Raw genomic sequence first — 21,440 nt, 5'->3', positions numbered from 1 at the left:
GCGCTACCTATATTTAAAGTAACACCAGGTGTCGCATGATAATCACACCTTTTATCTCACGTATCTATTTATCTCAATATATGAAATTATTAAATGTTATTCATAATATAAATATTTATTAAATAGATAAATATATTCATATTAATTATAAATTAACCAGAGGCTGACCTGGTATTGAAATAAGGCTTGAAATTAGTTAATAATTTGTCTTTGATAATACATTGTTACAGATGACAGCGACCATTCATAGAATCATATTTTTGTTATTTATTATTTAACTCATTTATATACACCATTTAAAAGTTATTTGCAGCCAATCAAATCAAGTTTGCTTCGTGAATGTTATTAAAAGGAAATTTAAAAATTGAACAGGACCTACAGTATCGTCTGGAGCGCCGTGCGAAATATGTATGTCGTAGCTTCAGAACTGGCGCGAAGCCACAGCAAAGTTAAAATACAGGCGCACGCTAATGAAGTCGCCCCTTCTATTAAAAAGCCTGATTCAGGATGGGCAAGACACCATGCGCTGGCCCTGGCAATTGTTGCCGCGCTTGGCTTTGCCAGCCCGCTGGCCATCGCCGATAATCCGGTGTCATACACCGATGGGGTCGAGCACGACCTGAGTGCCGATTCGCCGATTTCCTACTCAGGCACTGGTGAAGGTTCTGCACTGCACCTCGAAGGCCTGGCAACGCCCGAAGGGGGGTGGCAGGCAACGTCGGGTACAGGTACAAATGTCGTGATTAACACCAACGGCGGCGGCGATCCTGTTCAGGGAACTCATGCTATCGCCACGGCAGTTACCCTCAACAAGGGCGCAACACTTGACCTGACCGGGGCGCAGATCTCTACGGAAGGAACCTACACGGCAGGTATCGACCTCCAGGCGCAAAGCAGCATGACGCTGAATGGCGGGAGCATCCAGATCGGAAGTAATTACGGCATCCTGACCCTCTCTGGCGAGTCATGGGCTGCCCTGATTGGCACCAACGTTACGGCAACGACGCAAAGTCGTAGCAGCATAGTGTCACAATCAGGTAGCACGCTTAACATTAAGGACGGGAGCGTAATCACGCTGACAAACGGCCAGGTGCGCGTAGTAGGCGAGACGACATACAACTCCTGGCTGAATGTGTCCGATAGCACGATGAGCTCCACGGGTACGGATAGTACGCTTCTTGTGTCCAACAAGGGCGTTCTTGATATTACGAACTCTACCGTCACGCACGATAATGCCACAGGCGCCGCCATTGAGGTGAAAAACGCCTCAACGGTGAGCATCTCTGACGATAAAGATTCGATGGCCATCAACTCCAAAGGCATCGGTATTAAAATCCTCGCCTCCAGCGTGGATATTAACGGCGCCACCATCAACGCCGACGGCGACGGCATCTTTATAACAAGCAAAGGTAAAAGCGGTGGGTATGATGATATCAACGCGCTGACGGTTAACAAAGCACAGGTTAATTCAGAGACGATTGCGCTGCATGTGGACTCTGGCACGACGATTAACGATCCTATCGTGCTAACCGATAGCGCATTTGACGCGCCGGCAGTGATCAAGCTGGGCAGCAAGGCGGTCATTCAGGCCGACAATACGACATTGAACGGTGACGTTGTTCAGAGTGACATGTCATCGTCATCGCTGTCTTTAAGCCAGGGTTCCACGTTAACCGGTAGTGTAGATGCGATGTTTACTACACTGTCGCTCGACGATACCAGCCAGTGGAATATGACCGACTCGTCAATCATCGGCAACCTGACCAACAACGGCGACATTACGCTGAACAACGAGAGCGGTTCGACAGGCACGCTGCTGACGGTGGGCAATACCCTGACCTTGCAGGACGGCAGCCAGATAAACGCGACGCTGGATACCGCCAACAGCTCGCCAATTATCAAAGCCGCCAACGTCACGCTGGGCGGGACGTTGAACCTTAGCTCAGCGGCCACCTTTGTCGCGCCCGAAACCGACGAGCAGTTAGGATCGTTCACGCTAATTGATTCGCAAACCGCGATTACTACCGATTTTGACAGCGTAACGCTGGATGCCGACACCTCCGCTATGCCGGATTACCTGACGATCAACGCGGGCGTTGATGCGAATGATAATACCAACTACGTGTTGTCTACGGGCCTGAGCTGGTACGCGGGCGCAAAATCTGCGCGCGTTGCGCACGGCACCTTTACCGTTGACGCAGGCGATACCTTTACCGTCACCAGCGAACTGGATGAAATCGCGGCCACCTCCAACTGGGACGGTAAAACGCTGTTCAAAGAAGGCGATGGCACGCTCATCCTCAGCAACACGGCGAACGACTACGGCAATACCAACATTAACGGCGGTACGCTGTCTGCGAATGATGCCGCCGCGCTCGGCAGCGGCGACGTGGCCATCGCAGAAAACGCAAAGCTTGAGTTGAGCCAGGGCACGCTGGATAACAACGTGACCGGCGAGGGCCAAATTGTCAAAAGCGGTAGCGATGAGCTGATCGTGACCGGCGATAACAACTACAGCGGCGGCACCACCATTACCGACGGTACGCTGACGGCTGACCATGCAGATTCGCTGGGCACTGGCGCTGTTGCCAACAGCGGCGTGCTTCAGGTCGGCGAAGGCGAGCTGGAAAACACGCTTTCCGGCACCGGTTCGCTGGTGAAAACCGGCACAGGCGAGCTGACGTTAAACGGCGATAACGATTACTCCGGCGGCACCACCATTACCGGCGGCACGCTGACGGCTGACCATGCGGATTCGCTGGGGACCGGGACTATTGCCAACAACGGCGTGCTTCAGGTCGGCGAGGGTGAGCTGGAAAATACGCTTTTCGGCAGCGGCTCGCTGGTGAAAACCGGTACGGGCGAGCTGACGTTAAGCGGCGATAACAGCTATTCCGGCACCACCACTATCACTGACGGCACGCTGATTGCCGCCAACGTTAACGCGTTGGGCGGCGGTGATGTCGATAACGCGGGTACGCTGAAGCTGGACGCGGAGGGCGAATTCAACCTTGCGAATGTCACGACCCAGTCTGGAGCAACGACTGAGCTGGCCAAAGGTACGACGCTCAACGTCGACTCGCTGACTCAGCAAGCCGATAGTACGCTGAATATTGACCTCAGTAAGGCCAACGGTGAAAGCGCCATTACCGCCGACAGCGTCACGCTGGGCGGCACGCTCAACATCACCGGTATCGGCAACGTCACAGACAGCTGGACGCCTGAGGCATACACCTACACGCTGATTGACAGCGACAGCGCCATTACGACCGATTTCAATGATCTGACCGTCGCGGGAATGAATAGCGAAGATGTTGACTTCCTGACCATCGACGGAAAAGTCGACGAAGCAGACAACACCAACTATGATCTGACGGCCTCCCTCTCCTGGTATGCGGACAGAGACAATGCTTCTACTGACGCCCACGGCACCTTTACGCTAAGTGACCCTGACGGCAACTTTAACGTTGCGGCTAATCTGACAGACGTTGACGACACGCTTGATCCGAATAGCACATGGGACGGTAAATCGCTGACCAAAGAAGGCGCGGGCACGCTGATCCTCTCCGGCGACAACGACTACAGCGGCAACACCACAATCAATGAAGGTACACTGATCACCGCCAGCACGATGGCGCTGGGCACCGGTCTGGTGGACAATAACGCCACGCTGGTACTGGACGCAGACGGTGCAGTCAGCGCGGCGGGCGGCATCACCACTCATAGCGGCGCGACGACCCAACTGGCGCTCGGCACCTCGTTGGATCTCGGCGACAGCGCGTTAATTCAGGAAGATGGCAGTACGCTGAACGTTGAGCTGAATAGTGACTCAGTGCAACCGCTGATTACCGGTGGCAGCGCCACGCTTGGCGGCGATTTGGTCGTCAGCGACGCCAGCCTGCAAGCGCGCGCCTCCGACGCGGAGTTCCAGTCCTTTAAACTGATGGATATGGACAGCGATATCAGCGGCGACTTTACCAGCCTGACGATGAACCTCACCGACAAGCCGGACTATCTGACCGTAACCGGAGCAATCAATCCTCAAGACCAGTCTGAATACCTGCTTACCGAAGGGCTGAGCTGGAATGCGACCGCCACGTCAGCGACGCCAGCACACGGCACCTTCACTCTGGGCACAGGCGATAGCTTTGAAGTCACCAGCGTACTGGGCGATAAAACCGGCAACGGCGACTGGGATGGTAAAACGCTGACCAAACTGGGCGCGGGTAAACTGACGCTGAGCGGCGCGAACACCTACACCGGCGATACTAACGTACAGGAAGGCACGCTGTGGCTGTCCGGGGACGGTACGATCGGTGAAATGGGCAGCCAGCAAGCGGTGAACATCGCCTCCGGGGCGACCTTTGGCGGCAGCAATGGTACGACCGTTAACGGTAAGGTGACCAATGAAGGGACGCTGGTCTTTGGCGACAGCGACGAAACAGGCGCCATCTTCACCCTCAATGGCGATCTGATCAACATGGGGACGATCGCCAGCGGTAGCAGCGCCAGCACGCCTGGCAATACGCTTTATGTCGATGGTAATTACACTGGCAACGGCGGCTCGCTTTACCTGAATACCGTCCTGGGCGACGATGATTCGGCGACCGATAAGTTGGTCATTACCGGCGATGCCTCCGGCACCACCGAGCTGTACATCAACGGCATCGGCGATGGGGCGCAGACCACTAACGGTATCGAAGTGGTGGATGTTGGCGGTGTATCGACCAGCGATGCGTTTGTGTTAAAAAATGAGGTAAACGCCAGTCTGTATACCTACCGTCTGTACTGGAATGAAAGTGACAACGACTGGTATCTGGCGTCAAAAGCACAGTCTGATGATGACGACAGCGGTGGCGATGTCACGCCTTCGGATGGCGGTGACGATGGCGGCGATGTCACGCCTTCGGACGACGGCGGCGATGGTGGCGATGTCACGCCTCCGAACGGAGGCGGCGATGTCGCACCGCAGTACCGTGCGGATATCGGCGCGTACATGGGCAACCAGTGGATGGCGCGCAACCTGCAAATGCAGACCCTCTATGACCGCGAAGGCAGCCAGTATCGTAACGCCGATGGCAGCGTCTGGGCGCGCTTCAAAGCGGGTAAAGCGGAATCAGAGGCTGTCAGCGGCAATATCGATATGGACAGCAACTACTCTCAGTTCCAGCTAGGCGGCGATATTCTGGCCTGGGGCAACGGCCAGCAGAGCGTTACCGTTGGCGTCATGGCGAGCTACATCAACGCCGATACCGACAGCACCGGTAACCGTGGCGCGGACGGTAGCCAGTTCACCAGTAGCGGCAACGTAGACGGCTACAACCTCGGTGTTTATGCCACCTGGTTTGCCGATGCCCAAACGCATAGCGGCGCGTATGTCGACAGCTGGTACCAATATGGTTTCTACAACAACAGCGTAGAGAGCGGTGATGCGGGTTCTGAATCTTACGATTCAACCGCTAACGCTGTCTCGCTGGAAACCGGCTATCGCTACGATATTGCGCTTAACAACGGCAATACGGTCAGTCTGACGCCGCAGGCGCAGGTTGTCTGGCAGGACTACTCAGCGGATAGCGTGAAGGATAACTACGGCACCCGGATCGACGGTCAGGATGGCGACAGTTGGACAACGCGCCTGGGTCTGCGTGTTGACGGCAAGCTGTACAAAGGCAGCCGTACGGTTATCCAGCCGTTTGCTGAAGCCAACTGGCTGCACACCAGCGATGATGTGTCGGTATCGTTTGATGATGCCACGGTGAAACAGGATCTTCCGGCTAACCGTGCGGAGCTGAAAGTGGGTCTGCAGGCAGATATCGATAAGCAGTGGAGCGTTCGCGCTCAGGTTGCCGGGCAGACTGGCAGCAATGACTTTGGCGATCTGAACGGTAGCCTCAATCTGCGCTATAACTGGTAAGTGAGCGACAAAACCGGGCGGGTATTCCCAGCCCGGTTTTGAGTCTAATGACAAACCGGTTGATCGTCGGATTATGGCTACACCTTATCCGATGTGGCGCGTAGGTTGGCTGAGGCGAAACCGAAACCCAACATCGCGGTGCAAAGGGTGAGGGAATATTGGATTACGTGCCCGGCGTGACGGATTTGACTTCACTTTCAAGCCAACCGTCCTCCAGCCGCGTAGTCATGATATCGCCCGCTTTGACCTGTTTGATCTTTTTCAGCACCTTGCCGTCCGTTGTCGTCGAAACCGTATAGCCGCGCGCCAGCGTGGCTAACGGACTGACCGCCTCCAGATGCGTGACCGCGTTGCCGAAACGCTCGCGCTGTTCGCTTAACCGTGAGCGGATATTCTCCGTCAGACGATATTCCAGCTGTTGGATGCGCGACTGCGCGCGGTGAATGCGCGGCTGCGGATTTTGCTGGCTCAGGCGTTGACTTACGCGCTGTTGGCGCTGATTGGCCTGCTTAATCCTGGCCTCAAGCGCAAATCCCATCCGTTGGCGTAGACGTTCCAGCGCGGTTTGCTGACGGGCCAGACGCAGTTGCGGATGTTGCTGTTGCAGACGGTGAAAAATCTGCGTGAAACGACGGCTGCGATTGGCGAGGTAGTAGTCCATCGCCATGCCCAGGCGCTGCTGGGCGGACTGGATCTGACGTAACAACTCCTGCTGGTTACGGCTGACAATTTCTGCCGCTGCTGATGGCGTCGGCGCGCGCAGGTCGGCGACAAAATCGGCTATCGTGACATCCGTTTCGTGACCGACGGCGCTGACCACCGGAATGCGGCTGGCAAAAATCGCCCGCGCCACGCGTTCGTCGTTAAAACTCCACAAATCTTCCAGCGAACCGCCGCCGCGCCCGACGATCAGCACGTCGCACTCGCCGCGCGCGTTTGCCAGTTCGATAGCATGAACGATCTGCCCCGGCGCGTCGTCGCCCTGTACCGCGGTAGGGTAGATAACCACCGGCAGCGACGGATCGCGGCGTTTAAGGACGTGGAGAATATCGTGCAGTGCCGCGCCGGTTTTCGAGGTAATCACCCCGACACAGTGGGTCGGGGAGGGCAGAGGCTGCTTATATTGCTGATCGAACAAGCCTTCCGCCTGCAGTTTGGCTTTCAGCTGCTCATATTTTTGCTGCAATAGCCCTTCGCCAGCCGGCTGCATACTTTCGGCGATGATTTGATAATCGCCGCGCGGCTCGTACAGCGTAATGTTGGCGCGTACCAGCACCTGCTGCCCGTGCTGCGGGCGGAACGTCACCCGGCGGTTGCTGTTGCGGAACATCGCACAGCGCACCTGAGCGGTATCGTCTTTGAGCGTAAAGTACCAGTGGCCCGACGCAGGCTGCGTGAAATTAGAAATCTCGCCGCTGATCCATACCTGTCCCATCTCCTGTTCTAACAGCAGACGAACCGTCTGGTTAAGGCGGCTTACGGTAAAAATTGAGGAAGTTTGAGAGGATAACATGTGAGCGGGATCAAATTCTAAATCAGCAGGTTATTCAATCGATAGTAACCTGCTCACGGGGGATCGCAAGCACTATTTGCAAAAAAATGTAGATGCAACCGATTACGTTCTGTATAATGCCGCGGCAATATTTATTAACCTCCCAGGTGAGATATTGCCCATGCTACGTATCGCTAAAGAAGCCCTGACGTTTGACGACGTCCTCCTTGTTCCCGCTCACTCCACCGTTTTGCCGAATACTGCCGATCTCAGCACGCAGTTGACGAAAACTATTCGTCTGAATATTCCTATGCTTTCTGCGGCGATGGACACCGTGACGGAAGCGCGCCTGGCAATTGCCCTGGCCCAAGAAGGCGGCATCGGTTTTATCCACAAAAACATGTCTATTGAGCGCCAGGCGGAAGAAGTTCGCCGCGTGAAGAAACACGAGTCCGGCGTAGTGACCGACCCGCAGACCGTCCTGCCAACCACCACGTTGCATGAAGTGAAAGCCCTGACCGAGCGTAACGGTTTTGCGGGCTATCCGGTGGTGACTGAAGATAACGAGCTGGTGGGTATCATCACCGGTCGTGACGTGCGTTTTGTGACTGACCTGAACCAGCCGGTTAGCGTTTACATGACGCCGAAAGAGCGTCTGGTGACCGTTCGTGAAGGCGAAGCCCGTGAAGTCGTGCTGGCAAAAATGCACGAAAAACGTGTAGAAAAAGCGCTGGTCGTTGATGATAACTTCCATCTGCTTGGCATGATTACCGTAAAAGATTTCCAGAAAGCGGAACGTAAACCAAACTCCTGCAAAGATGAGCAGGGCCGTTTACGTGTCGGCGCGGCGGTCGGCGCAGGCGCGGGCAACGAAGAGCGCGTTGACGCGCTGGTGGCGGCAGGCGTTGACGTCCTGCTGATCGACTCCTCTCACGGTCACTCTGAAGGCGTGTTGCAACGTATCCGTGAAACCCGTGCTAAATATCCTGACCTACAAATCATCGGCGGCAACGTTGCGACGGGCGCAGGCGCTCGCGCACTGGCGGAAGCCGGTTGCAGCGCGGTGAAAGTGGGTATCGGCCCGGGTTCCATCTGTACCACTCGTATCGTGACTGGTGTGGGCGTTCCGCAGATCACCGCTGTTTCCGACGCGGTGGAAGCGCTGGAAGGCACCGGGATTCCGGTTATCGCTGACGGCGGTATTCGCTTCTCCGGCGATATCGCCAAAGCCATCGCCGCAGGCGCGAGCGCGGTAATGGTGGGCTCTATGCTGGCCGGTACGGAAGAATCCCCGGGCGAAATCGAACTGTACCAGGGCCGTTCTTACAAATCTTACCGCGGCATGGGCTCGCTGGGCGCGATGTCCAAAGGTTCCTCCGACCGTTACTTCCAGAGCGACAACGCCGCTGACAAACTGGTGCCGGAAGGTATCGAAGGTCGCGTAGCCTATAAAGGCCGCCTGAAAGAGATCATTCACCAGCAGATGGGCGGCCTGCGCTCCTGTATGGGTCTGACCGGTTGTGGTACCATCGACCTGCTGCGTACGAAGGCTGAATTCGTGCGTATCAGCGGTGCGGGTATCCAGGAAAGCCACGTTCACGACGTGACCATCACCAAAGAGTCCCCGAACTACCGTCTGGGCTCCTGATTTTCTTCGCCCGACCTTCGCGTCGGGCGATTTATTTAATCTGTTTCACTTGCCTCGGAATAAGCGTCAATGACGGAAAACATTCATAAGCATCGCATCCTCATTCTGGACTTCGGTTCTCAGTACACTCAACTAGTTGCACGCCGCGTGCGTGAGCTGGGTGTTTACTGCGAACTGTGGGCGTGGGATGTGACAGAAGCACAAATTCGTGACTTCAACCCAAGCGGCATTATTCTTTCCGGCGGCCCGGAAAGCACCACCGAAGAAAACAGCCCGCGTGCGCCGCAGTATGTCTTTGAAGCAGGCGTGCCGGTATTTGGCGTCTGCTACGGGATGCAGACCATGGCGATGCAGCTTGGCGGTCATGTAGAAGGTTCTAATGAGCGTGAATTTGGTTACGCGCAGGTCGAAGTATTGACCGACAGCGCGCTGGTTCGCGGTATTGAAGATTCCCTGACCGCCGACGGCAAACCGCTGCTGGACGTGTGGATGAGCCACGGCGATAAAGTGACGGCGATTCCGTCCGACTTCGTGACCGTAGCCAGCACCGAAAGCTGCCCGTTCGCCATCATGGCTAACGAAGAAAAACGCTTCTACGGCGTACAGTTCCACCCGGAAGTGACTCACACCCGCCAGGGTATGCGCATGCTGGAGCGTTTTGTGCGTGATATCTGCCAGTGTGAAGCACTGTGGACGCCGGCGAAAATTATCGACGACGCCGTGGCGCGCATTCGCGAGCAGGTAGGCGACGATAAAGTGATCCTCGGTCTCTCCGGCGGCGTGGATTCTTCCGTCACCGCGATGCTGCTGCACCGCGCGATCGGTAAAAATCTGACCTGTGTTTTCGTCGACAACGGCCTGTTGCGCCTCAACGAAGCCGAGCAGGTGATGGACATGTTTGGCGACCATTTTGGTCTGAACATTGTTCACGTACCGGCAGAAGATCGCTTCCTGTCCGCGCTGGCTGGTGAGAACGATCCGGAAGCCAAGCGTAAGATCATCGGTCGCGTTTTCGTTGAAGTATTCGACGAAGAAGCGCTGAAACTGGAAGACGTGAAATGGCTGGCGCAGGGCACCATCTACCCTGACGTTATCGAATCTGCGGCGTCTGCAACCGGTAAAGCGCACGTCATCAAATCTCACCACAATGTCGGCGGCCTGCCGAAAGAGATGAAGATGGGTCTGGTTGAACCGCTGAAAGAGCTGTTCAAAGACGAAGTGCGTAAGATCGGTCTGGAGCTGGGCCTGCCGTACGACATGCTGTACCGTCATCCGTTCCCGGGGCCGGGCCTCGGCGTACGTGTACTGGGTGAAGTGAAGAAAGAGTACTGCGACCTGCTGCGCCGTGCTGATGCCATCTTCATTGAAGAGCTGCGTAAGGCGGATCTGTACGACAAAGTCAGCCAGGCGTTCACCGTCTTCCTGCCAGTACGCTCCGTTGGCGTAATGGGCGATGGTCGTAAGTACGATTGGGTGGTCTCCCTGCGTGCTGTCGAAACCATCGACTTTATGACTGCGCACTGGGCGCATCTGCCGTATGACTTCCTGGGTCGTGTTTCCAACCGCATCATCAATGAAGTCAACGGGATTTCCCGTGTGGTGTATGACATCAGCGGTAAACCACCGGCTACCATTGAGTGGGAATGATTTACATCTAACTCATAGCTAATCATTTCTATTCAATTTCATAATCAACCCTCTGTTTTTACAGGGGGTTTTTATTTATATCACATCATATCTATTCACTCTATCTCACATTTTTCGTCGGTACAGGTGACGGTATTACCCTAAAGGTATAATCTTCATACCGTCAAACCATGGATGCTTTACGGGTGAATTGTGCTTACTGATACCAAATTAAAAAACCTCAAACCGCAGGACAAACTGTATAAGGTTTCAGATCGTGACGGGCTGTATGTTGCGGTGCTTACTTCCGGCTCCGTCTCGTTCAGGTACGACTACCGCATTAACGGACGACGGGAAACGCTGGTCATTGGTCAGTATGGTTGTGACGGTATCAGTCTGGCGGAAGCGCGTGAAGAACTCATTGCTGCAAAGAAGCTGCTAAAGGCAGGCCACTCGCCAGCTGCGGCTAAACGTGACGGTATCAAAAAGATACACGGTGCTGAGACATTCGCGGTACATACCGACAGCTATATGAAGCACGTCATTCTGGCTGACAGTACCCGGGCAATGAAACAGGCCGTTATCAAGCGCGATATCATGCCGGTCCTGGGTAACAAGATGATGGCTGAGATAACCACCGGCATGGTTCGTGACCTGTGCGATCGCATTGTCGAACGTGGTGGCCGGGCTACAGCGGTGCAGGCCAGGGAGATAATCAGCAGCGTGTACCGTTATGCGAATGACCGCGGGCACGGCCTGTTTAATCCTGCTGCTGACATCAAGCCTTCATCAATAGCCATGTTTAAGCCGCGCGACCGCACGCTACAACCTGAAGAGATCGGCGTATTCTTCCGCGCTCTGGATCACATCGGGACTATGGCCACGATGAAACTGGCGTTAAAACTGGTGCTGCTCACCCTAGTTCGTAAAAGTGAATTCACTCATGCCACATGGTCAGAGGTTGATTTCAAAAAATGGACGTGGATCATACCGTCAGACCGTATGAAGGGAAGCCGGGCGCACGTTATCTATCTGCCAAAGCAGGCACAGGATCTCATGGTTGGCCTGCAGATGTGCGCTGGTGGAAGTGAATACCTTTTGCCTGGGCGCTACTCAGTGAGCAAACCATTATCCAACGCCGCACTGAACAGGCTTATCAATGTTACTGTCGAATCGGTAAATGATGCTGGTGGGTATCTGGATAACTTCTCTGTGCACGACCTGCGCCGAACAGCCAGCACGCTGTTACATGAGGCAGGGTATCCATCAGACTGGATTGAAAAGGCGCTGGCGCATGAACAGAAGGGAGTGCGTGCGGTGTATAACAAAGCGGAGTATGCCAGGCAGCGCGCCTACATGTTGCAGCAGTGGGCGGATATGGTTGATGCCTGGATTAACGGGGAACACACCGATCTGGTGCCGTTCTCCCCGTCGAAGTTTGAGGTGTGGCAGCAGCAAAAATAAAGCCGCCAGCGGGATGTATGAAAAGAAAAGATAATGTGAAGACTATTTCTGGCTTAAAAGATTCACAATTCGAATGGGATAGACTTGCTGAAAGACGAAATTGCTGACAAAAAAGCCCTTACGGGCTTATTTTGATTTATGAGGATTGGTGAAATCAGGATTTGAATCTTTTCATGGTCTGTTCCCATAAGAACGCACCAATAACGATAATGTCGCCTATGAGTATTATCGGGTTGGGTTTCAGCCATCCCATCATGATACTTATCAACGAAATGCATGATAACACAACGAAGATGAGGAAAAGTGGTTCGGGTATAAATGACTTTCTTGGTTCCATAGGTATGCCAAACGAAAAGTTTTGACAATCCTAAGTCCCGTCGCATCTGCCCGTCAACCCTGATCGCCAATTCATGCGGATGATGAGGCGTAGGATTGGGTAAGCAGAATTATTCTGTCTGCATTAGGAAATCTCAATCGCACAGCCTGGCAGCAGTTCAACCGCCGCACCATCACACTGATTCCCCCAAACATCGAAGCCATGCGACGACTGACGGGCGAATAACTCAATGCGAGGCACATCGCCCAGCAATTGCACCAATTTTTCGCGGATGACGTCAGGCTTGCGGGAGTTTTCCATGCGCGGTGCGGTGACGTGCTGGCATATTGAGGCATCCATGCGGGCAGGAAGTTTCCCGCGCACCGCAAACAGGCAGTCTTCGCTGTTCGCCCTGGTCATGTGCCCCATGCCGATCGCGCTGTTTCCTTTGTGCTTATTCGTCTTATGCCAGGTGAATCCCTTCATGGTCATCAGGCGGAAGCCCCACGCTTCGATTACCTTGAGCGCTTCAACCGGCTGTGTCGGTACCCACCACATTGCCAGCAGGCAACTATCGGCAGCCAGATCCCACACTGGAAGACGGCAGATATCCTGCACGTTCATTACCGGATATTTGAATTCTGCCCCGCGGTCACCGTCGGCGGCTTTATCACGGTAGACCCAAGGCGGGTCAGCGTAGATAAGAGTGTATTTACCGGTCATGCCATACCTGCCTTAATTGGACGAACCTTAAGAGATTCATTCAGCTTTTCAGCTACCCTCTGAGCTGCAATAGGGTTGCGAATAATCAGTTTGGCTGGAGTTAACCAGCCTCCATACTTCGTCGAATAAATTAATGTCACCATTCCAACGGTGATATCGTCTTGATGATTAGTCATACACCACCCCGCGACATCCGATCCCTGCATATTCTCCACGGCGCATTCCATTGCCTTTCGATATGCACTGATCACGGCGTATCGCTATTCTTGCGCGTTCAACTTCACCAACCGCAACATCCATACACAGCAACCAGAGCCTGGCTGCAATGCGGAACTGGCCTTTCGATTCACGCTCAACAGCGCGCTTTTCTACCTCCATTGCTGCCGGAGTTACGGCGACAACCTTTGACGCCTGACGCTGAGACACATAGTTCAGGTGATACTTTTCAAGACGGGTTAATTTGCTCATCTGATCCAGCCTTCTCTGAAAATTACCGCCAGCAGATACAGCCAGGCGGAAACAGCGGTCAGGAATAAGTACCATCCTGACCATTTTCCCCAGTGCCTGATCAGCGCTGTCATGCGGCGTTACTTACTGGGCGGTAAACACGCTGATCAACCGGCGGCTTTTTTCCGGTGAACTCTGCTGGGCTGGTGGCCTGACGTTCATCAAGCCAGTTCTCAACCTCTTCAGCGTTCCATGCACAACGCTTATCAGTGATCCAGAAACGCTGCGGGAACTCGCCATTGCGCTCCATGCGGTCAATGGTGCTCATAGATACCGGCACCACTGCCATCAGTTCCTTTTTGCCAAATGCTCTTTTCATAATTACCTCTCTTGCATTTGCGACGCGCGCGGCGCCGCAGTGGTGGTTACATCGGTACTTCGTTCAGTTCGTCACAGCGGATGGTGTAAACGTCGGTTGCTTTTGCCAGCAGGTCATCATCACCAGCCAGTTTCTGAGCAACGTATTTGTACGCTTTGTCCAGGTCAGACTGGGTGTTGTAGTTCATCGCCGCGCCGGAAAATGCGTGCAGAATCTCTTCAGGACCGCGCTCGTCTTTATGCTGCTGACGCTCTTCCTGCTTCTGCTCTGGTTTTGAGTTGATCAGGCTGTTCATGCCTTGAGCCGTTGCCGCTGGTGGCGTGATATCGCGTTCAACTCGCGGTGTTGTCTCCTGCAGTTCATCAGGCGTGTAGACACCAAGAAGAACATCAGGAGCATGCAGTCTCGCCCAGCGCTTAACGCACAGGTAAGCAAGCTGCTGGCGTGGATCCTGTTCCCACAACGGAGAGTTACGGACAACGGCCTGAGCCATGCTGATGGTAAGTTCACGCGGCTCTGCTTCGCCTTTCAGCACTGCCGATACAGTTACGGTCAGTGATGGAGATTTGTCGCTCTTGCCATTCACCTTTGACCAGTCGCCGTCCCAGCGGTAATTCAGGCGGGTTGAAAGCAGGTTTGAAGAGGACACGACAGCGTTAACTAGCTGAGCTTCATAGCCAAGAGTGCCGTTTACAACGTGCGTCTTCTGCGCAACAGCGAACGGGTTCATGCCCCATTGCGCTGCCTGCATGGTTACTGCCAGGCAATCGGCAGGTTTACCAGCAAGGTGCTGAGGAACGGTTGCTTTACTGTCTGCCATCAGGGTTGCGAAACGCACCAGGCGGTCCATACCCTCAGGACTGAAGATTGCAGCAGCGGTGCCGACGGTAGCGCCTGGCTGTGATGTGATTGCGATATCGTTGCTCATACGTACATATCCTGTTTGCGTGCCCATTCAGGGCGTTTAATAATTTCCACGCCACCCCATTCATCGCTGATGCGGCATTCGTGATAGGTGTTCAGATCCCGGCGGAATAACTGGTGCCCGGCGTCAACGTCCGGCGCATCCAGTTCAAATACGCGGACCGGGTATCGACCGCAGTCGATGGTTTCGCTCACAGCCAGGAAGAAGAATCCGTGTGGCTGCCCGGTTACTTTCAGTGCACCCTCTCTGTACATGGCGTCCTGGACGTGGTAGCGGAATTCCTCGATGTGACGCGCAAAGCGATCCATGTCTGCAACCTTTTTCACGTCGACGATCACGTTGTGCTCATTCAGCCATTTATCAGGACGGATGCGGCACAGTTCGCCAGTCTCATCGTCATTCCAGTACATCGATGCTTCGCAGTGGCCTGGCGCTTCCAGCATCCAGCGCGCCGCCGGGTGAGCCATTGCACTGTCGCGCATCAGTTTCAGCTTCCGGCCCTGTTCGGTATCCATTACCGTCATACCCATACTGGCAACGTCTTTCAGGAATGCGGCTTCATCCGCTTTTCCTTGATTGGTGCGACGGTTAAATTCCGGCGCTACGATGAAACGTTTATCGAATTCCTCTGGCTCAAGCAGCAGGCAGTGCAGAGCAGTCCCCATGTCCAGTGCGGACTTCTTCTCTTCGTCTTCCGGAGCAGCCTTCACCCATTTCAGAAGGCAAGGGTTCTTGGCCACCATATCCAGTTGAGACTTACTCACGCCGTCGCCGGCGTGGTAGTCCTCGTTGCTGATGTCGAAATAGATACCGGTATTCATAACTTCACCTTGTATTCGTTCTGCTTGTTGGAGCGGGTTCCATCGTGAAACCATATTGCGCACCTGGTTACTTCTACCCATTTGCGACGTTCAAGCTCAGCGATGAACCAAGAAACCTTCGATCTTGAAATACCAAGAATCTTTGCCATGTCTCGGATGCTGTGTTTTCCACCGCGCAGCAATGAGAGGAGCGTTGGTTTCATGCCGCATTCCTTTTGCTGTCGATCTGGTCAGCCAGGTCAAGACGGGCGATGACGCCAGTTAATTCACGTTTGACTGACGCTATCAGTTCTTCGAACTCGCAACTTTCACGCGCTGCGTCGATGATTTCTTTACGTACTCCTGAGCGCAGCAGCGCTCGCTCGAATGACTCTTCCATTTCGCAACCAGCAACTGCTTCGATCAGCTCAACGTGGCGGTCATACAGTTCAGATGACAGTTGATAGTCATTGCTGAACTGAGATGCTATTTTTTTCAGGTTATTGAATTGCTGAATGTGCATAGCCACCTCAGTAGTTAATGGTTGTTGCTGGAACTTTCCCGCGAGCGATAGCGACAACGCATGCCTTCGCCCAGTCATCAGGAATACCCTGGTCAATTAGCGCTTGGACCGCAGCAGCATTAATGGCCAGACGGTGCTCTACATCAGCAGCGCGTGCTGCTGCTTCATCAGCGATACGTTTTTCTTCAGCAAGGCGAGCAACCTCCTTTGCTTCAGCTTCACGCTTAATGCGATCGGCTTCTTCCTGCGCCTTGCGTTTCTCTACTTCGATAGCCTCCTGCTTTTCGCGCTCGGCACGTTCAGCTGCGGCCTTCTTCTCTGCTTCCGATTTTTGATCTGCGGCAATACGTTCACGCTCTGCCTGCTCTGCCTTGAGCTTTAATTCAGCCTCACGACGGGAAGCTTCAGCGCGTTCACGCTCTATTTTCTCTTCGGCTTCGCGCTTGGCCTTTTCTGCTGCCTGACGCTTTAACTCTTCTTCATGAGCAATGCGCTGGCGTTCGGCTTCTTCAGCTTTCTCTTTTGCTTCACGGTCATGTTTTTCGTTCATCAGCAGGGCCATCTCGTGATCCGCTTCGAACTTGGCAGCCCGCTCCTGATCGAACTTGATGTTCATCTCCAGTGCTTCGGCGTGCAGCACATTCATGGCTTCTTCAGCCTTGATGCGTTCCTGCTCTGCTTCCCATTCGGTAAGTGGGCGGCGAACCTCATCGCGCATCTCATCGCAAGCTGATACAAATCGACGAAGCTCAGCCTCAGCAGGTTTGACTGCTTCTTTCAGATGACGAAGGTAATCGCGACCAGGCTTTTCAACTGCTGTTTTACTGCGAGAAACCTGTGCTGCCAGAGATGCAATGCGGGCACGACCTTTGGCAGTACTCAGGTCAGGAACTTCCTTAACGCTTTCGCGGATCTGTTCGAGGAACTTTTCCAGACCGTTTTCTACGTAAATGCTTGGCGCCATATCTGGCGCAATTTCGATAATTGCTAATTCGCTCACTTGCTCACCCCCATATCCCGTTATCGTTGGCAACTTCGTGCGCAACCTTGTTGGTAAATGCCCATTTCATGCCCTCACTCAGCGTGCGGAACTTCCAGCTCATCAGCCCGCAAGCTGTAACGCAGTACCAACCATTGATGACTTTCCACTGCATATGAACCTCTCTATTACCATTTTGGTAATACTTGACGATGCAGGAAAGCCACGAAGTGGTGGTTTCTGCCCGAGCGATGCGCTCTTGTATTACCTTTTGGGTAATAATCAGATCAAAAAGTGATTGTGTCAATAGGTATGACGAGAAAAAAATTACCATTTTGGTAATTAATTGAGGCGCGAGCTTACCGCCATCGGGCAGGTAAAGCGTCAGAATGGCGGGGGTTTACTTGCTTTTGTTTTGCTCAAACACGAAGTTGATGAATGAGGTGATCTTGTTTTTCTCTTCCTGCGGCAGAGCTGCATACATCCGGTGGTCGTAGTCGATAACACCAGGAGCGCCGACGGGAATAATCATCTCGTATGCTTCATGCCCGAACGCGCGCGCCAGGGAGGAAAGAACGCCGATGGTTGTGCTGACTTCCGCTTTCATAATCCGGTTAACTGTGGCCGGGCCAATACCAGCTGCTACAGCAACTTTCTTTTCGGATGTCATCTCGGTGTTCTTTCTCATCCAGGCATTGAGCGTGGCTGCAGCCTGTTTCTCTACAGTCCATTCGCCATCATCAGTGGCCGGAATAAAGATATCAGCCTGTACTGCGTCCAGTTCGTGATCAACATCAAGCCAGAACTTTTCTTTGCGCGCCGCTTCTTCAATGATACGCGCGGCATTCGGCCCGATGTTTTTGATGCCAGTGCACCACCGGTTGACCAGGTTCTGCGAACGCTTCACCCGTTCTGCAAAGCGCAGCTGGGTATCATCGAAATCCCGGCGAATGATTTCGTTAAGGTTTTTGCGTCTTATGTCATAAATACTTTTCATAGCTATTGTATTTGTCCATTTAATGTTACCTAACTGACTAAATTTAAATGAATATTACCATAAAGGTAAAGTTACCATAACGGTAATAATCATTGATTTTTTCACCAGAAAGGTAATAATTCAGATATGAATAGACAGGCTGAGATAAGCAAAATATGAGTGACGAAAAAAAATTTGATTTCAAAAAGCACTGGCTGGGACTGTCTCCTGATGAGCGTGAAGCATTTGCAGATGAAGCCGGAACCACCAGTCATTACATCCAGACTCACCTGACTGGGCGCCGCAAGATGCCTGGTAAGCGACTGATGGACGGACTGTTTAAAGCATGTCGTTCCCGCGAATGGACAAAGTCAAAACCTGAATTAGTGCTCTTCTTCTACGACCGATAATCCCTCCGAACACATCAATGCCGTCATCTCCTGGCGGCTCCTTCCTGCATAAAACACCTTTCAGGTAATAAAAACCATATATGGTTGATCTTTTTTCGCCTTAGTGCAAAATTACCAAAGATAAATAACAAAGAGGTAATCCGATGAAGCGAATCACCCAGCGTGAGGCTCTCGATTTGGGCCTTACTCGCTTCTACACCGGGAAGCAATGCATCCACGGTCATGATAGCGAGCGTTACACCCTGAGCGGGGAGTGTGTGCAGTGCAATAACGAACGGGCACGCCGACAGGCAAAGCTTCGTTCCGAAAAAATGAAGGCAGCCAGAATGGCAAGAGAGGCAGCATGATCCCAGCAGCCTACTACAACGAAATTGATTCATTTGCAGCTCAATGGCTGCGTAACCTAATCGCTGCCGGTCATATCGCCCCGGGAGAAGTTGATGAAAGGAGTATTGAAGATGTCACACCTGACGACCTGCGAGGATTCACACAGTGCCACTTCTTCGCCGGGATTGGCGTCTGGTCCCATTCCCTCCGCCTCGCCGGATGGCCAGACGATAAACCAGTGTGGACAGGCTCCTGCCCGTGCCAGCCTTTCAGCGCGGCAGGCAAAGGAGATGGGTTTGCTGACGAGCGGCACCTATGGCCTGCTTTCTTCCACCTCATCAGCGAGTGCAGACCTCAGCATGTCTTTGGCGAACAGGTTGCAGCAGGTAACGCAAACGAATGGTTCGACCTTGTACAAGCTGACCTGGAAGGAGTGGGATACGCCTTCGGGCTTGTGCCGTTTACGTCAGCGGGCATCGGTGCGCCGCACATCAGAGAGCGGGCCTACTGGGTGGCCCACTCCGGTAGCAAATACGAATCCGCAGCCGGAGACGAAACGGGGTCTGCAACATGTCTCCGGAGCTGCGCGGCTGTCGGGCTGGCCAACTCCGCAGGTGAGCAATATCACCAACGCGACGACCGTGCAAATGAGCGGGGATGGTCGAGCAACTCCGAACAAAATCGGGTGGGCAGCGGCATTGGCGGGGTGGGTGACGCCAACAACTCGCGACTGGAAAGACACTTCAGGAATGACAGCGCAGCGGGGTGGGAAGGAGCGGCTGGATCAGTTACCTCGGCAAGCTTACACAGCAGGCCCCTTGAGATTAACGGTTTTTGGCGAGATGCGGACTGGCTCTTTTGTCGAGATGGGCAATGGCGTCCAGTTGAATCCGGCACATTCCCGCTGGTTGCAAGGTTTGCCAAAAGCCTGGGACACGGCAAGTCCTCATTACGAGCAATGGCAGGCCGCAACCGCACAGGCAGACTTAAGGGTTACGGAAATGCCATAAACGCACAGGCTGCGGCTGAATTCATCCGGGCTTATATGGGGGTTAGCTATGGCCGGTGACTGGATCAAAATGCGTGCTGACCTGCACACGCACCCTAAAGTTGTCCGCATGGCGTCCGCATTGAAAGCGGACAGATTGCGGATAGTTGGCGGACTACATTCCGCATGGTGTCTTTTCGATGTCCACTCTGTTGACGGCTTTCTTGACGGATACAGTGCGGAGACTCTCGACGACCTGATCGGCTTCCCCGGATTTGCGCGTGCAATGATGGCTGTCGGATGGCTGGAAGAAGAAGGCGAAAGCCTAGTAATGCCGCGCTTTGAAGCCCATAACGGACAGTCAGCCAAGCGTCGTGCTCAGGACGCAGACAGGAAGAGAAATGTCCGCAAAGCGTCCGCATCAGAAGCGGACAAAAAGCGGACCAGAGAAGAGAAGAGAAGAGAAGATCTAAAAGATAAAACCCCACACATAGGCGACGCGGAAAATCAGCCTGTGGATAACTCTGGAGGTGACAAACCAGACCCCCATGCAACAAATTCGGTGATTGATGGATATGTCCCACCAGGAGGTTCCTGTTCGCTGGGTAAATTCACTATGCCGGATAGCTGGACACCGGATCCTGATTTCACCAAACGAGCTGCCCTATGGGGGGTAAACCTTAAAACCGATGTGACGCCATTTGAACTGGCTGATTTCATCACGTACTGGAAAGCCGAGGGAAAAGCATTCCATCACGACCAGTGGCAGCAGAAACTGGCGCGCAGTGTTCAACTTTCCAGGACAAAGCCAGCGAGAACGCAGCAGCGGGACGTTAACGCAGTACCAGAACCGGACAGCGAGATCCCCCCAGGATTTCGCGGTTAACACCGGCAGCGCAGTAGCGCATTTTTTTACATTTAATGAATTACCAAAAAGGTAATGAAATATGCGTATTGCTATTGAAATTAACTCATTTGTGGTTTTAAATTACCTGAGAGGTAAATCATGGCGGCAGTATTAGGGATTGACCCAGGATGCAGCGGATCACTGGTCCTGATAACTGAACAGGGCGGCTACATCGACCATCTGGCAATGCCGACCATCAAGGTTGGGACCAAGTCCAGAGTCAACGGAGCAGCGGTGTCTGCATGGGTTCGGAAGTACGGAATCACTCATGCATACCTTGAGCAGGTCGGTGCAATGCCAGGGCAGGGAACAGCGAGCATGTTCACGTTCGGGCATGCAGCTGGCGTGGCGGAGGGAATACTTCAGGGGCTGAACATTCCGTACACGCTGGTAACGCCGCAGGCATGGAAGAAGTCAGCCGGACTTATCGGCAGCGACAAGGACGCGGCGCGCAGCAGGGCGATTCAGCTTTACCCGGAACTCAGGGCGCTGGATGCCAAAGCGAAAGGCCAGGCCATTGCGGATGCGCTGTTAATCGCAAGGCACGGGATCGGTATCAAATAACGATCCTTTTAGTTATCAACCTAATCAATAAC

General features: G+C 53.6%; 21 protein-coding genes. 9 read left to right on the top strand and 12 right to left on the bottom strand.

Going from position 1 to position 21,440, the window contains the following annotated elements:
- The first annotated feature begins 364 nt into the window (after window positions 1-364).
- Window positions 365-5,914 carry a fibronectin-binding autotransporter adhesin ShdA gene (gene shdA / locus NA197_RS16260; protein ID WP_074181612.1) on the top strand — a complete coding sequence of 1,850 codons (5,550 nt, stop codon included), beginning with the start codon at window positions 365-367 and terminating at the stop codon, window positions 5,912-5,914.
- Between the two features lie 163 nt (window positions 5,915-6,077).
- On the opposite strand, the gene xseA is transcribed toward shdA, so the two are convergent.
- Window positions 6,078-7,427 carry an exodeoxyribonuclease VII large subunit gene (xseA, locus tag NA197_RS16255; protein WP_064043295.1) on the bottom strand — a complete coding sequence of 450 codons (1,350 nt, stop codon included), beginning with the start codon at window positions 7,425-7,427 and terminating at the stop codon, window positions 6,078-6,080.
- Between the two features lie 160 nt (window positions 7,428-7,587).
- Here xseA and guaB point away from each other — a divergent pair, with 160 nt between their 5' ends.
- The 3 genes from guaB (at window position 7,588) to NA197_RS16240 (ending at window position 12,144) form a co-directional block, all read left to right on the top strand.
- Window positions 7,588-9,054, top strand: a complete 1,467-nt coding sequence (guaB, locus tag NA197_RS16250; protein ID WP_064043296.1) for an IMP dehydrogenase — start codon at window positions 7,588-7,590, stop codon at window positions 9,052-9,054.
- A gap of 69 nt (window positions 9,055-9,123) precedes the next feature.
- Complete coding sequence (guaA, locus tag NA197_RS16245) at window positions 9,124-10,701, top strand: glutamine-hydrolyzing GMP synthase (RefSeq protein ID WP_000138293.1); 1,578 nt, start codon at window positions 9,124-9,126, stop codon at window positions 10,699-10,701.
- A 192-nt stretch (window positions 10,702-10,893) separates the two neighbouring features.
- Window positions 10,894-12,144 (top strand): tyrosine-type recombinase/integrase, encoded by a 1,251-nt coding sequence (locus NA197_RS16240; RefSeq protein WP_023972305.1) that lies wholly within the window; start codon window positions 10,894-10,896, stop codon window positions 12,142-12,144.
- Window positions 12,145-12,604: 460 nt separating this feature from the next.
- On the opposite strand, the gene NA197_RS16235 is transcribed toward NA197_RS16240, so the two are convergent.
- The 11 genes from NA197_RS16235 to NA197_RS16185 form a co-directional block, all read right to left on the bottom strand.
- A complete protein-coding gene (locus NA197_RS16235; protein ID WP_052938591.1) occupies window positions 12,605-13,183 on the bottom strand; it encodes an MT-A70 family methyltransferase in 579 nt (192 codons plus the stop codon).
- Entirely contained in the window at window positions 13,180-13,359 is a 180-nt protein-coding gene (locus NA197_RS16230) for a DUF1317 family protein (protein WP_000181469.1), read from the bottom strand. Before NA197_RS16230 ends, NA197_RS16235 begins: the two co-directional genes overlap by 4 nt.
- On the bottom strand, window positions 13,352-13,651 hold the full coding sequence (locus NA197_RS16225; protein WP_052904564.1) for a perC transcriptional activator family protein: 300 nt from the start codon (window positions 13,649-13,651) through the stop codon (window positions 13,352-13,354). Before NA197_RS16225 ends, NA197_RS16230 begins: the two co-directional genes overlap by 8 nt.
- A gap of 109 nt (window positions 13,652-13,760) precedes the next feature.
- A complete protein-coding gene (locus tag NA197_RS16220; protein WP_000816432.1) occupies window positions 13,761-14,009 on the bottom strand; it encodes a helix-turn-helix transcriptional regulator in 249 nt (82 codons plus the stop codon).
- A 46-nt stretch (window positions 14,010-14,055) separates the two neighbouring features.
- Window positions 14,056-14,937, bottom strand: a complete 882-nt coding sequence (locus NA197_RS16215; protein WP_052938592.1) for a RecT family recombinase — start codon at window positions 14,935-14,937, stop codon at window positions 14,056-14,058.
- Window positions 14,934-15,755 (bottom strand): PD-(D/E)XK nuclease-like domain-containing protein, encoded by an 822-nt coding sequence (locus NA197_RS16210; protein ID WP_052904556.1) that lies wholly within the window; start codon window positions 15,753-15,755, stop codon window positions 14,934-14,936. The genes NA197_RS16215 and NA197_RS16210 overlap by 4 nt, the downstream gene beginning before the upstream one ends.
- On the bottom strand, window positions 15,752-15,958 hold the full coding sequence (locus tag NA197_RS16205) for a MarR family transcriptional regulator (protein WP_052904554.1): 207 nt from the start codon (window positions 15,956-15,958) through the stop codon (window positions 15,752-15,754). Before NA197_RS16205 ends, NA197_RS16210 begins: the two co-directional genes overlap by 4 nt.
- On the bottom strand, window positions 15,955-16,257 hold the full coding sequence (locus tag NA197_RS16200) for a hypothetical protein (RefSeq protein ID WP_052904552.1): 303 nt from the start codon (window positions 16,255-16,257) through the stop codon (window positions 15,955-15,957). Before NA197_RS16200 ends, NA197_RS16205 begins: the two co-directional genes overlap by 4 nt.
- A 7-nt stretch (window positions 16,258-16,264) precedes the next feature.
- Entirely contained in the window at window positions 16,265-17,257 is a 993-nt protein-coding gene (locus NA197_RS16195; RefSeq protein ID WP_052938593.1) for a hypothetical protein, read from the bottom strand.
- A 4-nt stretch (window positions 17,258-17,261) separates the two neighbouring features.
- Window positions 17,262-17,411 carry a hypothetical protein gene (locus NA197_RS16190; protein WP_001839088.1) on the bottom strand — a complete coding sequence of 50 codons (150 nt, stop codon included), beginning with the start codon at window positions 17,409-17,411 and terminating at the stop codon, window positions 17,262-17,264.
- 225 nt (window positions 17,412-17,636) lie between these two features.
- The gene (locus NA197_RS16185; RefSeq protein WP_003037805.1) at window positions 17,637-18,233 is read right to left on the bottom strand and encodes a helix-turn-helix domain-containing protein; all 597 of its coding nucleotides are present in this window, start codon (window positions 18,231-18,233) and stop codon (window positions 17,637-17,639) included.
- Between the two features lie 155 nt (window positions 18,234-18,388).
- Between NA197_RS16185 and NA197_RS16180 the strand changes: the two genes are divergently transcribed.
- From NA197_RS16180 to NA197_RS16160, 5 genes are all read left to right on the top strand, one after another.
- Window positions 18,389-18,622 (top strand): hypothetical protein, encoded by a 234-nt coding sequence (locus tag NA197_RS16180; protein ID WP_003037808.1) that lies wholly within the window; start codon window positions 18,389-18,391, stop codon window positions 18,620-18,622.
- Between the two features lie 143 nt (window positions 18,623-18,765).
- A complete protein-coding gene (locus NA197_RS16175) occupies window positions 18,766-18,969 on the top strand; it encodes a hypothetical protein (protein WP_000822811.1) in 204 nt (67 codons plus the stop codon).
- A complete protein-coding gene (locus NA197_RS16170; protein WP_052938594.1) occupies window positions 18,966-20,018 on the top strand; it encodes a DNA cytosine methyltransferase in 1,053 nt (350 codons plus the stop codon). Before NA197_RS16175 ends, NA197_RS16170 begins: the two co-directional genes overlap by 4 nt.
- Window positions 20,008-20,823: a DnaT-like ssDNA-binding domain-containing protein gene (locus NA197_RS16165; RefSeq protein ID WP_052938595.1), complete on the top strand. Its 816-nt coding sequence runs from the start codon at window positions 20,008-20,010 to the stop codon at window positions 20,821-20,823. Before NA197_RS16170 ends, NA197_RS16165 begins: the two co-directional genes overlap by 11 nt.
- A 120-nt stretch (window positions 20,824-20,943) precedes the next feature.
- Window positions 20,944-21,408, top strand: coding sequence for a crossover junction endodeoxyribonuclease RuvC (locus tag NA197_RS16160; protein WP_052938596.1), 465 nt, complete (start codon window positions 20,944-20,946; stop codon window positions 21,406-21,408).
- The last annotated feature ends 32 nt before the right edge of the window (window positions 21,409-21,440 follow it).

This window comes from Salmonella sp. NW884, from assembly GCF_051700745.1.
Taxonomy (GTDB): domain Bacteria; phylum Pseudomonadota; class Gammaproteobacteria; order Enterobacterales; family Enterobacteriaceae; genus Salmonella; species Salmonella enterica.
Note: the sequence above shows the minus strand (reverse complement) of the source record. Positions and strands in the feature narration are given on the sequence as shown.